Annotated in this window: 18 protein-coding genes; 7 read left to right on the top strand and 11 right to left on the bottom strand. The window is 58.3% G+C overall.

The window, feature by feature from the left end; translation table 11 throughout:
* Positions 1-36: 36 nt before the first annotated feature.
* Together KGB03_RS09080 and soxR are read right to left on the bottom strand one after the other, a co-directional pair.
* Positions 37-495 (bottom strand): VOC family protein, encoded by a 459-nt coding sequence (locus tag KGB03_RS09080; RefSeq protein WP_192410923.1) that lies wholly within the window; start codon positions 493-495, stop codon positions 37-39.
* A 182-nt stretch (positions 496-677) separates the two neighbouring features.
* Positions 678-1,124: a redox-sensitive transcriptional activator SoxR gene (gene soxR / locus KGB03_RS09075; RefSeq protein ID WP_218537740.1), complete on the bottom strand. Its 447-nt coding sequence runs from the start codon at positions 1,122-1,124 to the stop codon at positions 678-680.
* Positions 1,125-1,219: 95 nt separating this feature from the next.
* Here soxR and KGB03_RS09070 point away from each other — a divergent pair, with 95 nt between their 5' ends.
* Positions 1,220-1,585: an antibiotic biosynthesis monooxygenase gene (locus KGB03_RS09070; protein ID WP_192410921.1), complete on the top strand. Its 366-nt coding sequence runs from the start codon at positions 1,220-1,222 to the stop codon at positions 1,583-1,585.
* Here the strand turns inward: KGB03_RS09070 and KGB03_RS09065 are convergent.
* The 4 genes from KGB03_RS09065 to msuE all read right to left on the bottom strand — a co-directional run bounded on the left by KGB03_RS09065 (position 1,582) and on the right by msuE (position 5,751).
* Complete coding sequence (locus KGB03_RS09065; RefSeq protein WP_111452327.1) at positions 1,582-2,685, bottom strand: sigma-54 interaction domain-containing protein; 1,104 nt, start codon at positions 2,683-2,685, stop codon at positions 1,582-1,584. The genes KGB03_RS09070 and KGB03_RS09065 overlap by 4 nt on opposite strands.
* 23 nt (positions 2,686-2,708) lie before the next feature.
* The gene (locus KGB03_RS09060; RefSeq protein ID WP_218537742.1) at positions 2,709-3,896 is read right to left on the bottom strand and encodes an acyl-CoA dehydrogenase family protein; all 1,188 of its coding nucleotides are present in this window, start codon (positions 3,894-3,896) and stop codon (positions 2,709-2,711) included.
* Between the two features lie 135 nt (positions 3,897-4,031).
* Positions 4,032-5,177, bottom strand: coding sequence for an FMNH2-dependent alkanesulfonate monooxygenase (ssuD, locus tag KGB03_RS09055; RefSeq protein ID WP_223526868.1), 1,146 nt, complete (start codon positions 5,175-5,177; stop codon positions 4,032-4,034).
* A gap of 10 nt (positions 5,178-5,187) precedes the next feature.
* Complete coding sequence (msuE, locus tag KGB03_RS09050) at positions 5,188-5,751, bottom strand: FMN reductase (RefSeq protein ID WP_111452324.1); 564 nt, start codon at positions 5,749-5,751, stop codon at positions 5,188-5,190.
* 400 nt (positions 5,752-6,151) lie between these two features.
* On the opposite strand from msuE, the gene KGB03_RS09045 reads away from it, so the two are divergent.
* The 4 genes from KGB03_RS09045 (at position 6,152) to KGB03_RS09030 (ending at position 10,371) form a co-directional block, all read left to right on the top strand.
* A complete protein-coding gene (locus tag KGB03_RS09045; RefSeq protein ID WP_056742349.1) occupies positions 6,152-6,421 on the top strand; it encodes a hypothetical protein in 270 nt (89 codons plus the stop codon).
* A 100-nt stretch (positions 6,422-6,521) separates the two neighbouring features.
* The gene (locus KGB03_RS09040; protein ID WP_218537744.1) at positions 6,522-7,136 is read left to right on the top strand and encodes a LysE family translocator; all 615 of its coding nucleotides are present in this window, start codon (positions 6,522-6,524) and stop codon (positions 7,134-7,136) included.
* A gap of 204 nt (positions 7,137-7,340) precedes the next feature.
* A complete protein-coding gene (locus tag KGB03_RS09035; RefSeq protein ID WP_218537745.1) occupies positions 7,341-8,498 on the top strand; it encodes a cysteine desulfurase family protein in 1,158 nt (385 codons plus the stop codon).
* Positions 8,499-8,562: 64 nt separating this feature from the next.
* Positions 8,563-10,371: an aminopeptidase P family protein gene (locus tag KGB03_RS09030; protein WP_218537746.1), complete on the top strand. Its 1,809-nt coding sequence runs from the start codon at positions 8,563-8,565 to the stop codon at positions 10,369-10,371.
* Here the strand turns inward: KGB03_RS09030 and KGB03_RS09025 are convergent.
* Positions 10,364-11,272, bottom strand: coding sequence for a LysR family transcriptional regulator (locus KGB03_RS09025; RefSeq protein ID WP_111452319.1), 909 nt, complete (start codon positions 11,270-11,272; stop codon positions 10,364-10,366). The genes KGB03_RS09030 and KGB03_RS09025 overlap by 8 nt on opposite strands.
* Before the next feature lie 116 nt (positions 11,273-11,388).
* Between KGB03_RS09025 and KGB03_RS09020 the strand changes: the two genes are divergently transcribed.
* The gene (locus KGB03_RS09020; RefSeq protein WP_223526867.1) at positions 11,389-12,387 is read left to right on the top strand and encodes a zinc-dependent alcohol dehydrogenase family protein; all 999 of its coding nucleotides are present in this window, start codon (positions 11,389-11,391) and stop codon (positions 12,385-12,387) included.
* On the opposite strand, the gene KGB03_RS09015 is transcribed toward KGB03_RS09020, so the two are convergent.
* Both KGB03_RS09015 and KGB03_RS09010 read right to left on the bottom strand, forming a co-directional pair.
* Complete coding sequence (locus KGB03_RS09015; protein WP_223526866.1) at positions 12,384-12,974, bottom strand: 2-hydroxychromene-2-carboxylate isomerase; 591 nt, start codon at positions 12,972-12,974, stop codon at positions 12,384-12,386. The two genes, KGB03_RS09020 and KGB03_RS09015, sit on opposite strands and share 4 nt — an antisense overlap.
* A gap of 36 nt (positions 12,975-13,010) precedes the next feature.
* Complete coding sequence (locus tag KGB03_RS09010; RefSeq protein ID WP_223526865.1) at positions 13,011-13,739, bottom strand: SDR family oxidoreductase; 729 nt, start codon at positions 13,737-13,739, stop codon at positions 13,011-13,013.
* Between the two features lie 92 nt (positions 13,740-13,831).
* Here KGB03_RS09010 and KGB03_RS09005 point away from each other — a divergent pair, with 92 nt between their 5' ends.
* On the top strand, positions 13,832-14,392 hold the full coding sequence (locus tag KGB03_RS09005; RefSeq protein WP_223526864.1) for a TetR/AcrR family transcriptional regulator: 561 nt from the start codon (positions 13,832-13,834) through the stop codon (positions 14,390-14,392).
* 15 nt (positions 14,393-14,407) lie between these two features.
* Here KGB03_RS09005 and KGB03_RS09000 read toward each other — a convergent pair whose 3' ends face one another.
* Together KGB03_RS09000 and rhtA are read right to left on the bottom strand one after the other, a co-directional pair.
* A complete protein-coding gene (locus tag KGB03_RS09000) occupies positions 14,408-14,689 on the bottom strand; it encodes a hypothetical protein (protein ID WP_218537751.1) in 282 nt (93 codons plus the stop codon).
* A gap of 168 nt (positions 14,690-14,857) precedes the next feature.
* Entirely contained in the window at positions 14,858-15,745 is an 888-nt protein-coding gene (rhtA, locus tag KGB03_RS08995; protein WP_111452315.1) for a threonine/homoserine exporter RhtA, read from the bottom strand.
* Positions 15,746-16,340: the final 595 nt, after the last annotated feature.

The raw sequence follows: 16,340 nt of genomic DNA, 5'->3' as shown, positions 1-16,340 counted from the left end.
GTACACAGCCAATCCCCTGTGGAAACTATCATTGGATCAACCCTGGCTGAACATCTCCTTCGCCCGCTGCTCGATCTGTTGCTGAGTCAGATCCTCCTTGCGCGTGGCCAGAAACCACAGATGCCCATAGGGATCCTTCAAAGTCCCCGAGCGGTCGCCATAAAACTGATCCTTGACCTCGGACACCACGGTGCCGCCAGCCGCAATCGCCTGTTTATAAGACTTGTCCACATCGTTCACATACAGATGCAGACCTACGGACGGCGACTTGTCCGGATTGCTCAGCGGACCCTGATCGCATGGCGTGCCAAGCATGATCGGGCAATCGCCGATACGCAGTTCGGCGTGGCCGATGCCGCCATCGGGCATGGACAGGCGCATGACTTCGGTGGCGCCAAAGGCTTTCTTGTAGAACTCGATGGCTTCGGCCGCTTTTTGAATGCCCAGATACGGGGTGATGCTGTGATAACCCTCTGGAATAGGTTTGACGCTCATGATCGTTCTCCCTGATTTTTTTGTAGATGGAAGATTTCACTTCGCCGCTTTTCAGCAGGACCAATAAGTGTAGGTGCTGCCAAAAATGGCGATGTCTTGATTTTGATCCTCGGCATTCACCAAGTTCACAAAAAAAGATCACCGCCCGCGGCTGCATTCCCACCAGAGCGTGGGAACGATCATTACAACAGCTGCGGCCCCGGTCCCTGTTCCCCAAGCACATCGCCAAAGTTGCGCAACGGACACGCCTCCATCGACAGACACCCACAGCCAATGCAGCCATTGAGCTTGTCCCGCAGCAAGGTCAGCTGATTGATCCGCTCATCCAGATCCCGACTCCACTGCGCCGACAACACCTTCCAGTCCGCCGCCGTCGGGGCGCGGTTATCCGGCAGGGACTTGAGTGCCTCGCCAATCTCCGACAACGGAATGCCCAATCGCTGAGCCACTTTGATCAACGCCACCCGTCGCAACACCTCCCGTGGATAACGCCGCTGGTTGCCCAGGTTGCGATTACTTTTGATCAAACCCTTGGATTCGTAAAAGTGCAGCGCCGTGACCGCGACACCGCTGCGCGCAGCCACTTGGCCGACGGTGAGTTCCTTGTGCAGATTTTCCGAGGTGATCATTTAAAAAATGCCCCTTGACCTCAAGTTAACTCGAGGTTTTACCCTGCAGGCCTTCGGATCGCAAGATCCGGCTTACACGTCAGTGGGGACTTTTCATGCAAGCGTCAGAGAAAAATCGCAGCTTCACCCAATTGATCGAATTCGAGATCGAACCCCATCAACAGCCCGCACTGGTGTCGGCTCTGTCGAAGCAGACCGAGCGTCTCGCCCAGGGTTACAGCGGTTTTCTGAGTGCCAGCATCCAGGCCAGCGACGATGGCCGGCGGGTGCTCAACTACCTGCAATGGCAAACACGCGAGGCGGGAGAGGCCGCGTTTCAAAGCTTTGAAAGCGGCGAGCAGGATTTCTGGCAGCTGATCCGTGCCCATCAGGCGAAAACCGTGACCTTCGGCTCGTTTCAGGTGCTGCATAGCCTGGAACGCAGCCACGACAACGCGCTGCACTGCAATCTGGTGGGTTAGATCGACAGCTGCATAACACGCTCGCCCTGAAGGTTTTCCGTGGGCCGGCGCTTGTTCACTGCCAGTTCGCCGATCTTGATCAGTCGCGTGCGCGTTACGTTGCGGCTCAAGCCCAGCAGTGCGGCGGTGTGCACCTGGTTGTAATGGCTGAAGCGATAGGCGGCTCGCAGCAACGCGTCTTCGACTTTCTCGTGCAGCGCTCCGGCCTGTTCTTCGAAGAGCTTTTGAAAGGCCCGATTGAGCAGGGCTTCCGGTGAATCGTCGACGGTGCTGTGGTAATCGTCCTGACGCTCGATGCGCATGTTCGACAGGCGCAGGTCGTCGCGTTCGATCACGCCGTTTCGGCAGATCAACAGGGTGTGGTGAATGACGTTTTCCAGTTCGCGAATATTGCCCGGCCAGCTGTAGCCGCGCAGTTTCAATTCGGCCTCTTTGCTGATGCTGATGGTGCCGTAGCCGAGGCGCTGACTGTAGGCTTCGACGAAATGTCGGGTCAGCGGCAGGATGTCGCCGGGGCGGTCGCGCAGCGGGCTCAATTCCAGGCTGACCACGTCGAGGCGGTAGTACAAATCCTCGCGGAAATGCCCGGCGTTGATGGCTTTCTCCAATTGCACGTTGGTCGCCGCCAGCACACGGACATTGATGGGAATGCTCTTGCGCGAACCCAGTCGCACCACTTCGCGCTCCTGCAATACCCGCAACAACTTGACCTGAATCGCCATCGGCAAATCGCCGATTTCATCGAGGAACAAGGTGCCGCCATCGGCCTCCTCGAACCAGCCGGCCTTGGCGCTCAACGCACCGGTGAAGGCACCTTTTTCATGGCCGAACAACTCGGCTTCCACCAAAGATTCGGAGAACGCGCCGCAGTTCACTGCCACGAAAGGCCGGTTACGGCGGGCGCTGAGGTTGTGGATATGCCGCGCCACCAGCTCCTTGCCGGTGCCGGTTTCGCCGATGATCAGCACACTGGCTTCACTCGGTGCGACTTGTTGAATGTGGGCGAGCAAGGCCTGGGATTTCGGGTCTTCGAACACCTGCGCCGTGGCGCGGATCGAGGTGGCCAGAGCGGGCGAGGGCGGTAAAGTCAGCAGTTGCATGGGCAGGCTCCATGAAGAGAAGGCTATGAATAGAAAGTCGGGATCGGCAGGGACTGGTTCAGCGCCCAGTCACCCAGCTCATGGAGTTTGTAATCCACCGGGTCGTGCAGGGTTTGCGTGCGCAGGTTGCGCCAGTGGCGATCCAGTCGCAGTGAGGCATGAGTTGAACGGGCGCCGGTCACTTCGAACAACCGGCTACAGAGTTCCAGACCGTTGCGAGTGGCAGCGACCTTGGCCGTGGCGATGGCGGTAGCGAGATGCCCACGTTCTTCGGCACTGAGGTTCGGGCCTTTGGCCCACGCCTTGTCGAGCAATCCGGCAGCGCGCTCCACCAGCAGTCGAACACTTTCGAGGGCGACCCAGAATTCGCCGTAGTGGCCGAGGACATAAGGGTCCTGACGCACATCCTGAGCACTGGATTTGTGCCACGGACGGCTTTCGGTGAGGGTGTATTGCCGCGCTTCTTCGAAGGCCCCTTCGGCAATGCCGAGGAACATGTGGGTGAAGGTCAACTGGGCAATCAACGGCCGCAGGCAGGCGAATGGCGTACTCAGCGGACCCGGATCGAGCAGCAATTCCGACTCTTCGACCCGCACCCGTTCGAATGTTGCGCTGCCGCTGTCGGTCTGGCGCTGGCCCATGTTGTTCCAGTCGTTATGCAAGGTGATGCCGCTGCGACCGCTGGGAATCGCGGCGATCAACAGCTTGCCGCCAGCGTTTTCGTCGACGGCCGAGGCGATCAGCATTTGCGAATCGCTGGCGCCGGAGCAGAAGCTTTTCTTGCCGGAAAACTCACGCCAGCCGCCGAGATTTTTCACCACAGTACGGGTGTCCAGCGGGTTGAGGGCGTTGCCCCAGAACCAGTTTTTGCGCGCGGTCTGTTCGAACCATGGCTGCCACTGCTCGGGCCGGGCGAACAGGCGCACGGTGGCGAGCATCAAGTGATGGAAGCCGAAGACATGGGCAATCGAACTGTCGACCTTGGCGAACTCGCGCACGATGGTCAGGGTGTCACTCCAGCTGGCGCCGAGGCCGCCGTACTGCACAGGAATGCTTAACGCGAGCAGACCGCTGTGGCGCAAGGCGTCGCGTTCGGCTTTGGGCGTACCGCCTCGTTCATCGCGCTCGACAGCGGTCAGGGCAAACTCGGCCGCCAACAGACGGGCGGTTTGCAAGGGGGATATCAGGGCGCTGTGTGGTTTGGCCGTCACACGGGGGTTCCTTTTTAAAATCGAAGCAGTTCCCTGTGGGAGCGAGCCTGCTCGCGATGAGGCCGGAACAGTCAACATCAGTGTCGACTGTACGGACGCCTTCGCGAGCAGGCTCGCTCCCACAGGGGGGCTGAGTCAGGCCGTGGCTTTGGTGGGCAGCACATCATTGGCGATCATTTCGCCAAACGGCCCGGTCAGATTAGTGACGCCGCGCCCCGCAAGGCTGGCGTACGGCTCAGGCAACAGCGGGAACACCAACTCGGCAAAACGATAAGCCTCTTCGAGGTGCGGATAGCCGGAGAAGATAAAACTCTCGATCCCCAGGTCCGCGTACTCCTTGATTCGCGCCGCCACTTGCTGCGGATCGCCCACCAACGCCGTCCCGGCACCGCCACGCACCAGACCGACACCCGCCCAAAGGTTGGGGGATATTTCCAGGTTGTCACGACGCCCGTCATGCAACGCCGCCATGCGCCGCTGACCTTCGGAATCGAAACGCGAGAACGACTTCTGCGCGGCCGCGATGGTCTCGTCGCTGATGTGCTCGATCAGTTTGTCTGCGGCTTTCCAGGCCTCTTCGGCGGTCTCGCGAACGATCACGTGCAAGCGAATCCCGAACTTCACCGTGCGACCGTTTCGCGCGGCACGCTCACGCACATCGGCCAGTTTTTCTGCCACGGCGGCCGGTGGTTCACCCCAGGTCAGGTAGACATCAACCTGCTCGGCGGCCAGTTCATGGGCGGCTTCGGAAGAACCGCCGAAGTACAGCGGCGGATAAGGTTTTTGCACCGGCGGATACAGCGCCTTGGCGTTCTGCACTTGCAGGTGTTTGCCTTCGAAATCCACCGATTCGCCTTGCAGCACACGGCGCCAGATTTTCAGGAATTCGTCGGTCACTTCGTAGCGTTCGCTGTGATCGAGGAAGATGCCGTCGCCACGGTTTTCATCCGGGTCACCGCCCGTGACCACGTTGATCAGCAAGCGGCCATTGGACAGTCGATCCAGTGTCGCGGCCATGCGCGCCGAGACCGTCGGCGAGATGATCCCCGGCCGGATCGCTACCAGATAACGCAGGCGTTCGGTCAGCGGCACCAGCGCCGAAGCAATCACCCACGAATCCTCGCAGGAGCGCCCGGTGGGAATCAGTACACCGTGGTAGCCGAGGCTGTCGGCCGCCTGGGCCACTTGTTTCAGGTAGTTGAGTGTCACCGGGCGAGCGCCGTGAGTGGTGCCCAAGTAATGGCCGTCGCCGTGAGTCGGCAGAAACCAGAAAACATCCATGAAGAAATCCTTAAGCGATTTTCAGCAGATTTTTGGGGTGCACGCCAAACAACGGCGCGGCGCGTTCTGCAGCAAGACGTATGCGGGCCTTCAAGGGCTCACTGGTTATTTGGTAATGGGAGAAATCGGCTTCGGTGGCGTAGACGCCAATCGGCAAGGTCAAGGCCTGGAAGAAACTGAACAGCGGGCGCAACTGGTGATCGAGAACCAGGGCATGGCGTTCGCTGCCACCGGTGGCGGCCAGCAATACCGGCGTGTCGATCAATGCATTGAGGTCGATCAGGTCGAATAGATGCTTGAGCAGTCCAGGGTAGGAACCGCGATAAACCGGCGCGGCGACGATCAGCAGGTCGGCATTCTCGATCGCTTGCAGCTCGGCTTCGATCTCGGCGCTCAACTCCTGACGGGACAGCGCGGCACCCAACGGTCGGGCGATGTCACCCAGTTCAATCAGCTTGCTTTCAATCGGCAATTGTTCGGCCAGTTGCGCCAACAGCGCCTGGGTCAGCACCAACGTGCGGGATGGACGCCAGGTACCGCCGGAGAGGGCAACGACTTTCAATGGACGCGACATGATCAGTTCCTTTTTAAACAGTTGCTCAGGGAGCAGTGAGTAGTCACTGACAGAGAGCAAGAGCTGTACCAATCCCTCGGAGCCCCTGTTTACGGGGCTTTCAACGCGTTGGCCGGTAGACACTGTGCGAATGGCAGAGCTGTTTGTTGAATGACTGTTGCCTGGCAAACAGTTGCTTGAGCAACAGTGCGTGAAGCGATGACCGTTGTTATAAAGGTTCGGTGTTATTCCGTAAAAGACATTAAATTAATATTTATAGATCGTTTGGAGATATAAGGCGTTCTGCCTGAGCGGCATTAGTCAAAGTCGATAGCCACTATCGAGAGCGTTGATTTCTGCAGATCGGATACCCGGCGTAGCCTGTGTTCATTGCCTCGAACCAGATGTCAGGACGCTCACAATGAAACCTCTAATCGCTACTTTCTTACTGCTTGCGGTCTCCGTTCTCGCCGGGTGTGCCAGCCATGTTTCCCCGGAATTACGGCCGTACACCGCAGAAGAAACCAGAGAATTGGCGCTGGAGGCGTTGAATCGTCGCGGTTTGTCCTTCGACGAATACCACGCGAAAAAAGCCGAATTGCTCGGCCAACCGCAAAAATCGTTCAGCTTCGACAAACAAGGCGAGATGAACGCCGAACGTGCTGTACAGCTTCACGGTCGTCCTAGCTGATCGAAAACTGTACCGCTTGAAGTTTCGCGCAACTGTCCATGGGTTTCCCTGAAGGCCTGCGATAGGGTCAACACCTGACTGATCCAATGGACTGCCACCCATGACGCTCTCGCTCGATTTGCTGCTGGGCTTCGCCCTGTTTGCCCTTGTCACTTCGATTACGCCCGGCCCCAACAACACGATGTTGCTGGCATCAGGTGTGAACTTCGGCTTTAACCGCACCATTCCCCACATGCTTGGCATTACCTGCGGCTTCTTCGTGCTTGTGGTGGCGGTAGGTTTTGGCTTGGGCGCGGTGTTTCAAACCTATCCTTTGCTCTACAGCGTGCTGCGTTACATCGGCGCGGCGTATTTGCTGTACCTGGCGTGGAAAATCGCCCATTCGGGACCAGTTTCCGAGCGTGAAAAGGGCGAGAGCAAGCCGATCAGCTATTTGGGCGCCGCCGCATTTCAGTGGGTCAATCCCAAGGCGTGGATCATGGCCATCGGTGCCATCAGCACCTACACGCCAATGCAGGGTTATTTCACCAACGTGATCGTGATTGCGGCGGTGTTCGCCTTGATCAACCTGCCGAGCGTCAGTGTCTGGGCAGGCTGCGGCACGTTGTTGCGCAATGTGCTGAAGGATCGCCGCTGGTTGCGGCTGTTCAACTGGGGCATGGCCTTGCTGCTGGTGGCTTCGCTGTATCCGTTGTTGCTCGAAAGCTTTAAGTGACGCATTGCTTCAACCGGTTGCCTGATGCCTGTTAAGCTCGACTTCAGGAGCGTTCCTACGCACTTTTAAATGAAGTTGTTCTTCTTTAACGGCCTCCGATCAGGTATTTCTAACGCTCTGAACGATCGGCGCAGCTCACGAGGCTGCGCTTTGACGTTTCAGTGACGAGCCTCCTGATCCCGGAACATGCTCTGCGAGTCTTCTATGAATAAACGTCCTCTGTATTTCGACTACGCCGCCACCACGCCGGTGGATGAGCGGGTCATCAAGGTCATGGTCGAGTGTCTGGGTTTTACCGGCAACTTCGGCAATCCGGCGTCCAGCTCCCATGCGTTCGGTCAACAGGCCCGGCAATCGGTCGAGCAGGCGCGGCGCCAGGTCGCCGATCTGGTCGGCGCTCAGGCGGACCAGATCGTCTGGACCTCCGGCGCCACCGAATCGAATAACCTTGCCCTCAAGGGCGTGGCCCAGGCTCGCGGCATTTCTGGCGGCCACATCATCACCAGCCAGATCGAACACAAAGCGATTCTCGACACGGCAAAGCAGTTGCAGGATGCCGGCGTCGCGGTGACTTATCTGGTGCCTGACGCCGAAGGGCTGATTACCCCGCAAGCGGTCAGCGAAGCAATGCGCGAAGACACCTTTCTGGTGTCGCTGATGCTGGTCAACAACGAACTGGGCACGGTCAACGACATCGCGGCCATCGGCGAAGTCGTGCGTGCTCGCGACGCGTTGTTCCATGTCGACGCGGCTCAAGGTGCAGGCAAAGTGGTGATCGACCTGGCCCGGTTGCCAGTGGATCTGATGTCATTTTCCGCCCACAAGATTTATGGCCCCAAAGGCATCGGCGCGCTGTACGTCGGGCCGCGCGCGCAGCAGCGTTTGCAGGCGCAGATCCATGGCGGTGGTCACGAGGGCGGTTTGCGTTCCGGCACCCTGGCGACTCACCAGATCGCTGGCATGGGTGTGGCGTTCGCCTTGGCGGCCTCTTCATTCGATGAAGAGAAAGCCACGATCGTCCGGTTGCGTGAACGCTTGCTTGAGCAATTGCTGAGTATTCCCGGCGTTCGCCTCAATGGCAGTCCGAACCAGCGCATCCCTCATACCTTGAGCCTGACCTTCAACGAAGGCGAGTTCAATTCAGCGGCGTTGAGCACCTCGATCGCGTTTTCCGCGACCTCGGCCTGCAATTCCGCGAGCAATGCGCCCTCCCATGTGCTGCTGGCCCTGGGGCATGACGCCCGTTCGGCGAGTCGCACCATTCGCTTGAGTCTCGGCCGGTTCACCACCGAGCAGGACATCGACCAAGCGGTACACCTGATCAAAGCGGCCTGTGCCAGTGCTCCGGCATTTTGGCAATAGGTCTGAAAGTGCCGGCGTTGATCGACACTCAACAATAATGATGAAGTGATTAGCAGGAGACACGATGAGTACGCAGCCTTCGATCAATGGATCGGTGCCCCAACGCCTGGCGCAAACCCGCGAACTGATGAGCCGGGAGGGTATTCACGCTCTGCTGGTGCCGTCGGCCGATCCGCATCTTTCGGAATACCTGCCGGGTTACTGGCAAGGGCGGCAATGGTTGTCGGGGTTCCATGGCTCGGTTGGCACGCTGATCGTTACGCCGGATTTTGCCGGCGTCTGGGCCGACAGCCGTTATTGGGAACAAGCGACCAAGGAACTCAAGGGCAGCGGCATCGAACTGGTCAAGCTGCAACCGGGTCAACCCGGCCCGCTGGACTGGCTGGCCGAGCAAACCCCTGAAGGCGGCGTCGTCGCGGTAGATGGTGCGGTAATGGCCGTGGCTTCGGCGCGTACGTTGGGTGGCAAGCTCGAAGAGCGCGGCGCACGTCTGCGCACCGACATCGATGTGTTGAGCGAAGTCTGGAGCGACCGTCCGACGCTGCCCAATGAACCGATCTATCAACACCTGCCGCCTCAGGCGACGGTCAGCCGTGGCGAGAAACTGGCCAGGCTGCGTGAGGTTTTGAAAGATCGCGGTGCCGACTGGCATTTCATCGCCACCCTTGATGACATCGCCTGGCTATTCAACTTGCGCGGCGGTGACGTGTCGTTCAACCCGGTGTTTGTTTCCTTTGCCTTGATCAGCCAGCAGCAGGCCACCCTGTTCGTGGCGCTGAGCAAGGTCGACACCAAGTTGCGCGCGATTCTCGAACAGGACGGCGTGACCCTGCGCGATTACAGCGAAGTGGCCGCCGCCTTACGCGCCGTTCCGAGCGGGGCGAGCCTGCAAGTCGATCCGGCGCGCGTCACCGCCGGCTTGCTGGATAACCTGGATAGCGGCGTGAAGCTGATCGAAGGCCTGAACCCGACGACGTTGGCCAAGTCGCAGAAAAGCCTGGCCGATGCCGAGCACATTCGTCAGGCCATGGAGCAGGACGGCGCGGCGCTGTGCGAATTCTTCACCTGGCTGGACACTGCGTTGGGTCGTGAGCGCATTACCGAACTAACCATCGACGAACACCTGACGGCGGCGCGTACCCGGCGCCCGGGCTATGTATCGCTGAGCTTCAACACCATTGCCGCGTTCAACGCCAATGGCGCAATGCCGCACTACCACGCCACCGAAGAAGAACACGCGGTGATCGAAGGCGACGGTCTGTTGTTGATCGACTCCGGTGGCCAGTACCTGGGCGGTACTACTGACATCACGCGGATGGTGCCGGTCGGTACACCAACCGATGAGCAGAAGCGCGATTGCACGCGGGTGCTCAAAGGCGTGATTGCGTTGTCCCGCGCGCAATTTCCTCGTGGCATTCTCTCGCCGTTGCTCGATTCGATTGCCCGCGCGCCGATCTGGGCTGAAAGCGTTGATTACGGTCACGGCACCGGTCACGGCGTCGGCTACTTCCTCAACGTGCACGAAGGCCCGCAGGTCATCGCCTATCAGGCCGCCGCGGCACCGCAAACCGCGATGCAGCCGGGCATGATCACGTCCATCGAACCGGGCACTTACCGTCCGGGCCGCTGGGGTGTGCGGATCGAGAACCTGGTGTTGAACCGCGAGGCGGGCAAAAGCGAATTCGGTGAATTCCTGAAATTCGAAACCCTGACCTTGTGCCCGATCGACACTCGCTGCCTGGAACCGTCGCTGCTGACTGACGACGAAAAGCAGTGGTTCAACGCCTACCACGCCGAGGTGCGCCAGCGCTTGAGCCCGTTGCTCGATGGCGCAGCCCTTGAGTGGTTGAACACCCGGACGGCGGCTATTTGATCGGTTGGAGTTCAGGCGCTTCTTCGAGCGCCTGGCTCATGTAGTCGACAAAGGCTTTGACCCTGGCGGATTGGCGACGATTCGCCGGGGACACGGCATGAATCGGCAGTGACTGGGCGCTGTATTCCAGCAAAATCGCGGTCACGCGTCCCGCCTTCAAGTCCTCGCTGAACAGCCAGACCGGTGACAGCGAAATCCCCAATCCCCCCAGTACCATCTCGCGGATGGCCTCGGAGTTGTTGCTTTGTGCGTTGCCCTTGATTCGCACTGCGTGACGTTGCGCCTCTCTCTCGTAAACCCATAGGTTCTGACTGTTCAGCAGGTTGAACTGCAGGCAGTTGTGTCCGCTCAATTCTTCGGGCGTTTGCGGGTGGCCGTGTTGCGCAAGGTAGTTGGGGGCTGCGACGGTCACTCGGTGGGTGGTGCCGATGCGGCGGGCAATCAAACCGCTGTCGTTCAACTCGCCGATCCTGAAGGTGACGTCCAGTCCTTCACTGACCAGGTCCTGATTTTGATCGCTCAGTTGCAGATCAATCTGTACGTGAGGATATTTTTTGAGGAATGCCGGCAGTCGCGGAGCAATCTGCAAGCGCCCGAAACTCACGGACGATCCGATTTTCAGGTTTCCGGCAACAGCTTCGCGGCCGGAGTGAAAACTGTGTTCTGCGGCGTCTACGGCCGCCAAAATTTGTCGACATTCGCTGTAGTACCGCTGACCTTCGTCAGTCAGGGACAGTTGTCGGGTGCTGCGGGAAATCAGCTTTCCACCCAGTTCAGTTTCCAGTGCTCGCAGCACTTTGCTGATGGTCGGCTGGCTGGTCTGCAATTCCCGGGCGACGGCAGAAAAGCTGCCACGTTCGACAACGCGAACGAAGATCGCCATTGCATTGAGTTTGTCCATGGGGTTTCTCATTGATGCCAAATGGGCATGGTCACTATAGCTATATAGCGCCTTATCGGCATGAGTGAGGGGGAGGAAGATTAATCCCACAGCCACCTCTGACGGGAAATTGCGAAATGACTGACTCACTTGAAATGCGCGCTCTGATTGTTGATTCGGCCAACGGGCCTTTACGCTTGGCTTCCGTTCAACGGCCCGTACCTGAGACCGGTCAGGTATTGGTCAGGATCAAGGCCAGTGGGGTGAACCCTCTGGATGGAAAGATTCGCTCGGGTCAGGCTGCTCATGCGCGCCAGCCATTGCCGGCGGTATTGGGTATTGATCTCGCGGGAACAGTGGAGGCGTTGGGGGAGGGTGTCAGCGGATGGCTGCCGGGTGATGAGGTCTATGCAATGGCCACCGGCATTGGCGGTGCGCAGGGCTCACTGGCTGAATACGCCGCCGTCGATGCACGACTGCTGGCGCGCAAGCCAGGCAATCTAAGCATGCGCGAGGCGGCAGGGTTGCCGTTGATACTGATCACGGCGTGGGAAGGATTGGTGGATCGTGCGCGGGTGCGGGCGGGACAGAAAGTGCTGATTCATGGCGGTGCGGGTGGTGTCGGGCATGTGGCTGTGCAAATTGCCCGGGCTTTCGGTGCTGACGTGTTTGCCACCGGATCGGCCGGGAAGCAGGCGATCATCGAAGGGTTCGGTGCGACGTTTATTGATTATCGTAAATCTTCGGTTGAGGAGTACGTGGTTGAGCACACGGCGGGGGAGGGCTTCGACATTGTCTACGATACGGTGGGTGGTGAGACGCTGGACGCTTCATTCAAGGCTGCTCGGGTTTACGAGGGGCATGTCGTGAGTTGTCTCGGATGGGGGCAGCACAGTCTTGCGCCGCTCTCGTTTCGTGGGGCGACTTATTCTGGAGTGTTTACTTTGTTGCCGTTGCTGACTGGCAAGGGGCGCGAGCACCATGGGGAGATACTTCGGGAGGCTGCGCGGTTGATCGAGGCGGGGCAGTTGAAACCGCTGCTCGACCCTCGGCAGTTCACGCTACAAACCGCCGAGGCCGCCCATGAGCTGCTCGTCTCGGGAGCTGCGCAGGGGCGGTTGGTTATCGAGATCTAACTCAGGGCTTCAAGGACGAAGTCCAGGCGATCCTGGCCGAAGAACAGCTGATGATCGACAAACATGCTTGGAGCACCGAATACACCCCGTTGCACTGCTTTCTCTGTGTTGTCCTTGAGAGTGGCTTTGACTTCCTCGTCGGCGGTCAAGGCCAGCACCTCATTTGGATCGAAACCGTTCTGTGTCAGTACTGACGCGACGGTCGCCAGGTCATCAAGGCTGCGGCCTTCAACCCAGAGGGCGTGGAACAGGCAATCGATGAACGCCTGAACGCGTTCGGGATGGCGCAACTGCATGCCGGTGACGGCGCGCATCAGCATCAGGGTGTTGATAGGGAAGTGGGGATTGAACTTCAGTGGCACGCCATAGCGTTTGGCATAGCGGTCCAGATCTTGAAACATGTAGCGGCCCTTGGCGGGGATAGCTGCGGGGGAGGCGTTACCTGTGGCTTTGAAGACGCCACCCAGCAAGATGGGTATGAAGATCAACTGGCTGTCGGTCTGCTCGCAGATCTTCGGTAGTTGGGTATAGGCCAGGTAGGTGGCGGGGCTGCCGAGGTCGAAGTAGAACTCCACGGTTTTGCTCATGGTCGATGCGCTCTGTTTTTTATTGTGGGGGAGGGCTTACCAGCGTTCGCTCCAGGGGCGAAGGTCCAGCTCGAAGGTCCATGCATCACGGGGCTGGCTGTGGAGGTACCAATAGTTCTCGGCAATGTGCTCTGGATTGAGAATGCCGTCCTGATCCTTGGTCGCATACTTTTCGGGGAAACTCTCGCGGATGAAATCGGTATCGATGGCACCGTCGACTACCACATGGGCGACGTGAATATTCATCGGCCCCAGTTCACGCGCCATGCTTTGCGCCAGGGCACGAATCCCGTGCTTGGCGCCGGCGAACGCCGCAAATCCTGAGGCTCCACGCAGGCCAGCGGTAGCACCGGTGAACAGGATAGTCCCGCGTTGACGCTTGGCCATGCGCTTGGCCACTTCACGAGCGTTGAGAAATCCTGAGAAGCAGGCCATTTCCCAGATCTTGAAATATTTGCGCGCGGTTTCTTCGAGAATGCTGCAAGGCACATTGGCGCCGATGTTGAAGACGAACGCTTCGATTGGGCCAATCTGGCTTTCGATCTGCTCAACTAACGCAATCACGTCCTCTTCCTTACGCGCATCGCAGGCAAATCCGTGGGCTTCACCGCCATCGGCCTTGATGGCATCCACCAGCGGCTGGAGTTTGTCCGCGCTGCGGCGGGTGACACACGCCACAAATCCTTCCTGCGCAAAGCGTTTTGCAATTGCGCCGCCGGTGGCATCCCCAGCACCTACAACCAGTACGACCTTCTTGTTCTTCATGGGTAGATCCCTTTGCTAAACGATCGTTAACTAAACGAACGTTATGCTACGATTCGGAAAGCGTCAAGGCGATCAATCCTGAGGGCAAGGCAATGCGTTACTCGGCCAATCACAAACTGGAAACCAAAGAGAAACTACTTGAAAGCAGTGCGGTGTCGGCCAAGAAGTCTGGTTTTTCAACGGTGGGTGTCGACGGGTTGATGAAGGCAATCGGCTTGAGTGGCGGGGCTTTCTACAGTCATTTTTCATCGAAGGATGAGCTGTTCGCTTCAATCGTCGAGCGTGAGTTGTCTCAAAGTCTGGAGCGTTTAGAGGCGGACCGGAGTCGCGAGAAGCTCCAGCGCTGCCTGAAACACTACCTGAGCATGGCTCATGTCGAGCACCCGGAATCCGGCTGTGCTTTGCCAGCATTGGGGGCTGAGATTGCACGTTCAGACGTGATGATTCGTCAGCAGGCGGAGAACTGGATTTGTCGGCTTCAGAAGAGTTGGGCGCAAGTTCTGGACAGCGACAGCCTGGCCTGGGCGATTCTGTCGCAATGTATCGGTGCGTTGGTCATTGCGCGAATGCTGGCCACGCCGGACATTCAGCGCGCGGTACTGAAGTCCAGTTACGATGAGATTGGCCGCCAGATCGCAGGTTCACGAACCTGACAAGGCGGCATCAATCTACTTGCAGATGACGATCATGCTGCGGCTGGTATAGCCGGCAGGGTTGAGGCCGAACGGGTAATCGCCTGGTTCTTCTACGGCGTCCCCTGACTTGGCGATGACCTTGTAACCTTTGGGAGCGCACGAGTTGGCAGCGCTGGTGTAGCACTTGTCCCAGGATGACGAGAGCCCGGAACAGTTGATATGCAGCCCTCTCTTGCCGTGTTTTACCTGGGTTTTCGATGTCGCCGCGCAGCCCGCAACCGCAAGTACGGCGATCATTATCAAAATTCGTTTCATTACTGTCCTTATAGCGTCCCCGGATCTTTGCGCCCGGGTCTGGCTGCATTCGCTTTTGCTTGAAGCGTTCTGATATCCCTATCTGAAAAATCCATGTCTGACACTGGGTTGCGGGCCTAAACATGGCCTAATTGCGCGGCAAATACCAGACCCTTGTCAAATCCTGTTTCAATCTGCAGCGACAGCAGGCTTGGCCGCGCTCCCCATCGTCATGGTCGCGCCTATGGAAGCCAGAATGATGCACATGATGGCCATCCATTGAGACAGTGAAAGGTACTCATGGAGAAACAACAGGCCTGACAGTGCGCCGATCGCAGGTTCAATGCTCATCAACGTGCCGAATGTCCGGGTCGGGATTCGGGTGAGGGCGACCATCTCCAGCGTGTAGGGCACGGCGGTGGACAGAATGGCGACAGCGATGGCCACGGGGATCAGTGAGGGAGTGAGCAGCGCGGTACCAGCATGGACGATGCCGATAGGGGCTACAAAAAATGCCGCAATCATCACCCCCAGTGCCGCGGTCTGCACGCCATTGTCGGCGCCGGCCTTTTGGCCGAACAGAATGTAAAGCGCCCAGCAGACACCTGCGCCCAATGCATAACCGGCGCCTACCAGATCGATCCCCGCGGTCGTTTCTCCCATAGGTATTAACAGCAGCAAGCCGACGGCGGCCAGGGCGATCCACAAAAAGTCGATCGCGCGACGTGAGGCGTAGATGGCTACCGCCAGTGGGCCGGTGAACTCCAGCGCAACTGCAATACCGAGGGGGACGGTTTGCAATGACATGTAGAAGAGGAAGTTCATACCGCCCAACGCCATTCCGTAGACGATGACGGTGCGCAGGGATTTTGCGGTGAGCTTCGCTCGCCAGGGGCGCAGTATCAACATCATGATCACGCTGGCGAAGATCAGCCGCAGGGTGGTAGTCCCTTGCGCGCCGATAATGGGGAACATGCTTTTAGCGAGAGAGGCCCCCGACTGGATTGATGCCATGGCTATCAATAGCAGGCCAACCGAAAACAGGGTCGAGGCAAGGCTGCGAGGTTGGTCATTCATGGTGCGGCATCGTCCGAAGTAGGAAACGAGAGTGATATTGGGCAATATACTGCGCCTCATGGCGGGCGCGTCTATATATAAGCAGCGATTTTGAGCGTCCGTAGAGAAAAGCGTAATTAACGGTTGACGGCAGATTCTGGAAGTCTATAATTCGCCCCACTTCCGGCGCAGTCGAAACGGAAAACTCCTTGGTAAACAATGGGTTACGCAGTTTTCGGCAGCGAGTTGCTTCAGGTCATCGAAGCCCAGAAGGAGTTGATCAGGCAGTCTGTTTTTGCCTAATTGACGATTCGATCTTCTCGGTCGAAAGCGGTGTAAAAGAGGTGTTGACAGCAGCGAGTAACGCTGTAGAATTCGCCTCCCGCTAACGAGAGATCGCAAGCGCAAGTGGTTGAAGTTGCAAAGGAAACTTTGAAAACTTCGAAAAATAACCGCTTGACAGCAACAGAGGCTGCTGTAGAATGCGCGCCTCGGTTGAGACGAAAGATCTTAACCAACCGCTCTTTAACAACTGAATCAAGCAATTCGTGTGGGTGCTTGTGGAGTCAGACTGATAGTCAACAAGATTATCAGCATCACAAGTTACTCCGCGAGA

Source organism: Pseudomonas sp. BF-B-26 (genome assembly GCF_019956495.1).
Lineage (GTDB): Bacteria > Pseudomonadota > Gammaproteobacteria > Pseudomonadales > Pseudomonadaceae > Aquipseudomonas.
Note: the sequence above shows the minus strand (reverse complement) of the source record. Positions and strands in the feature narration are given on the sequence as shown.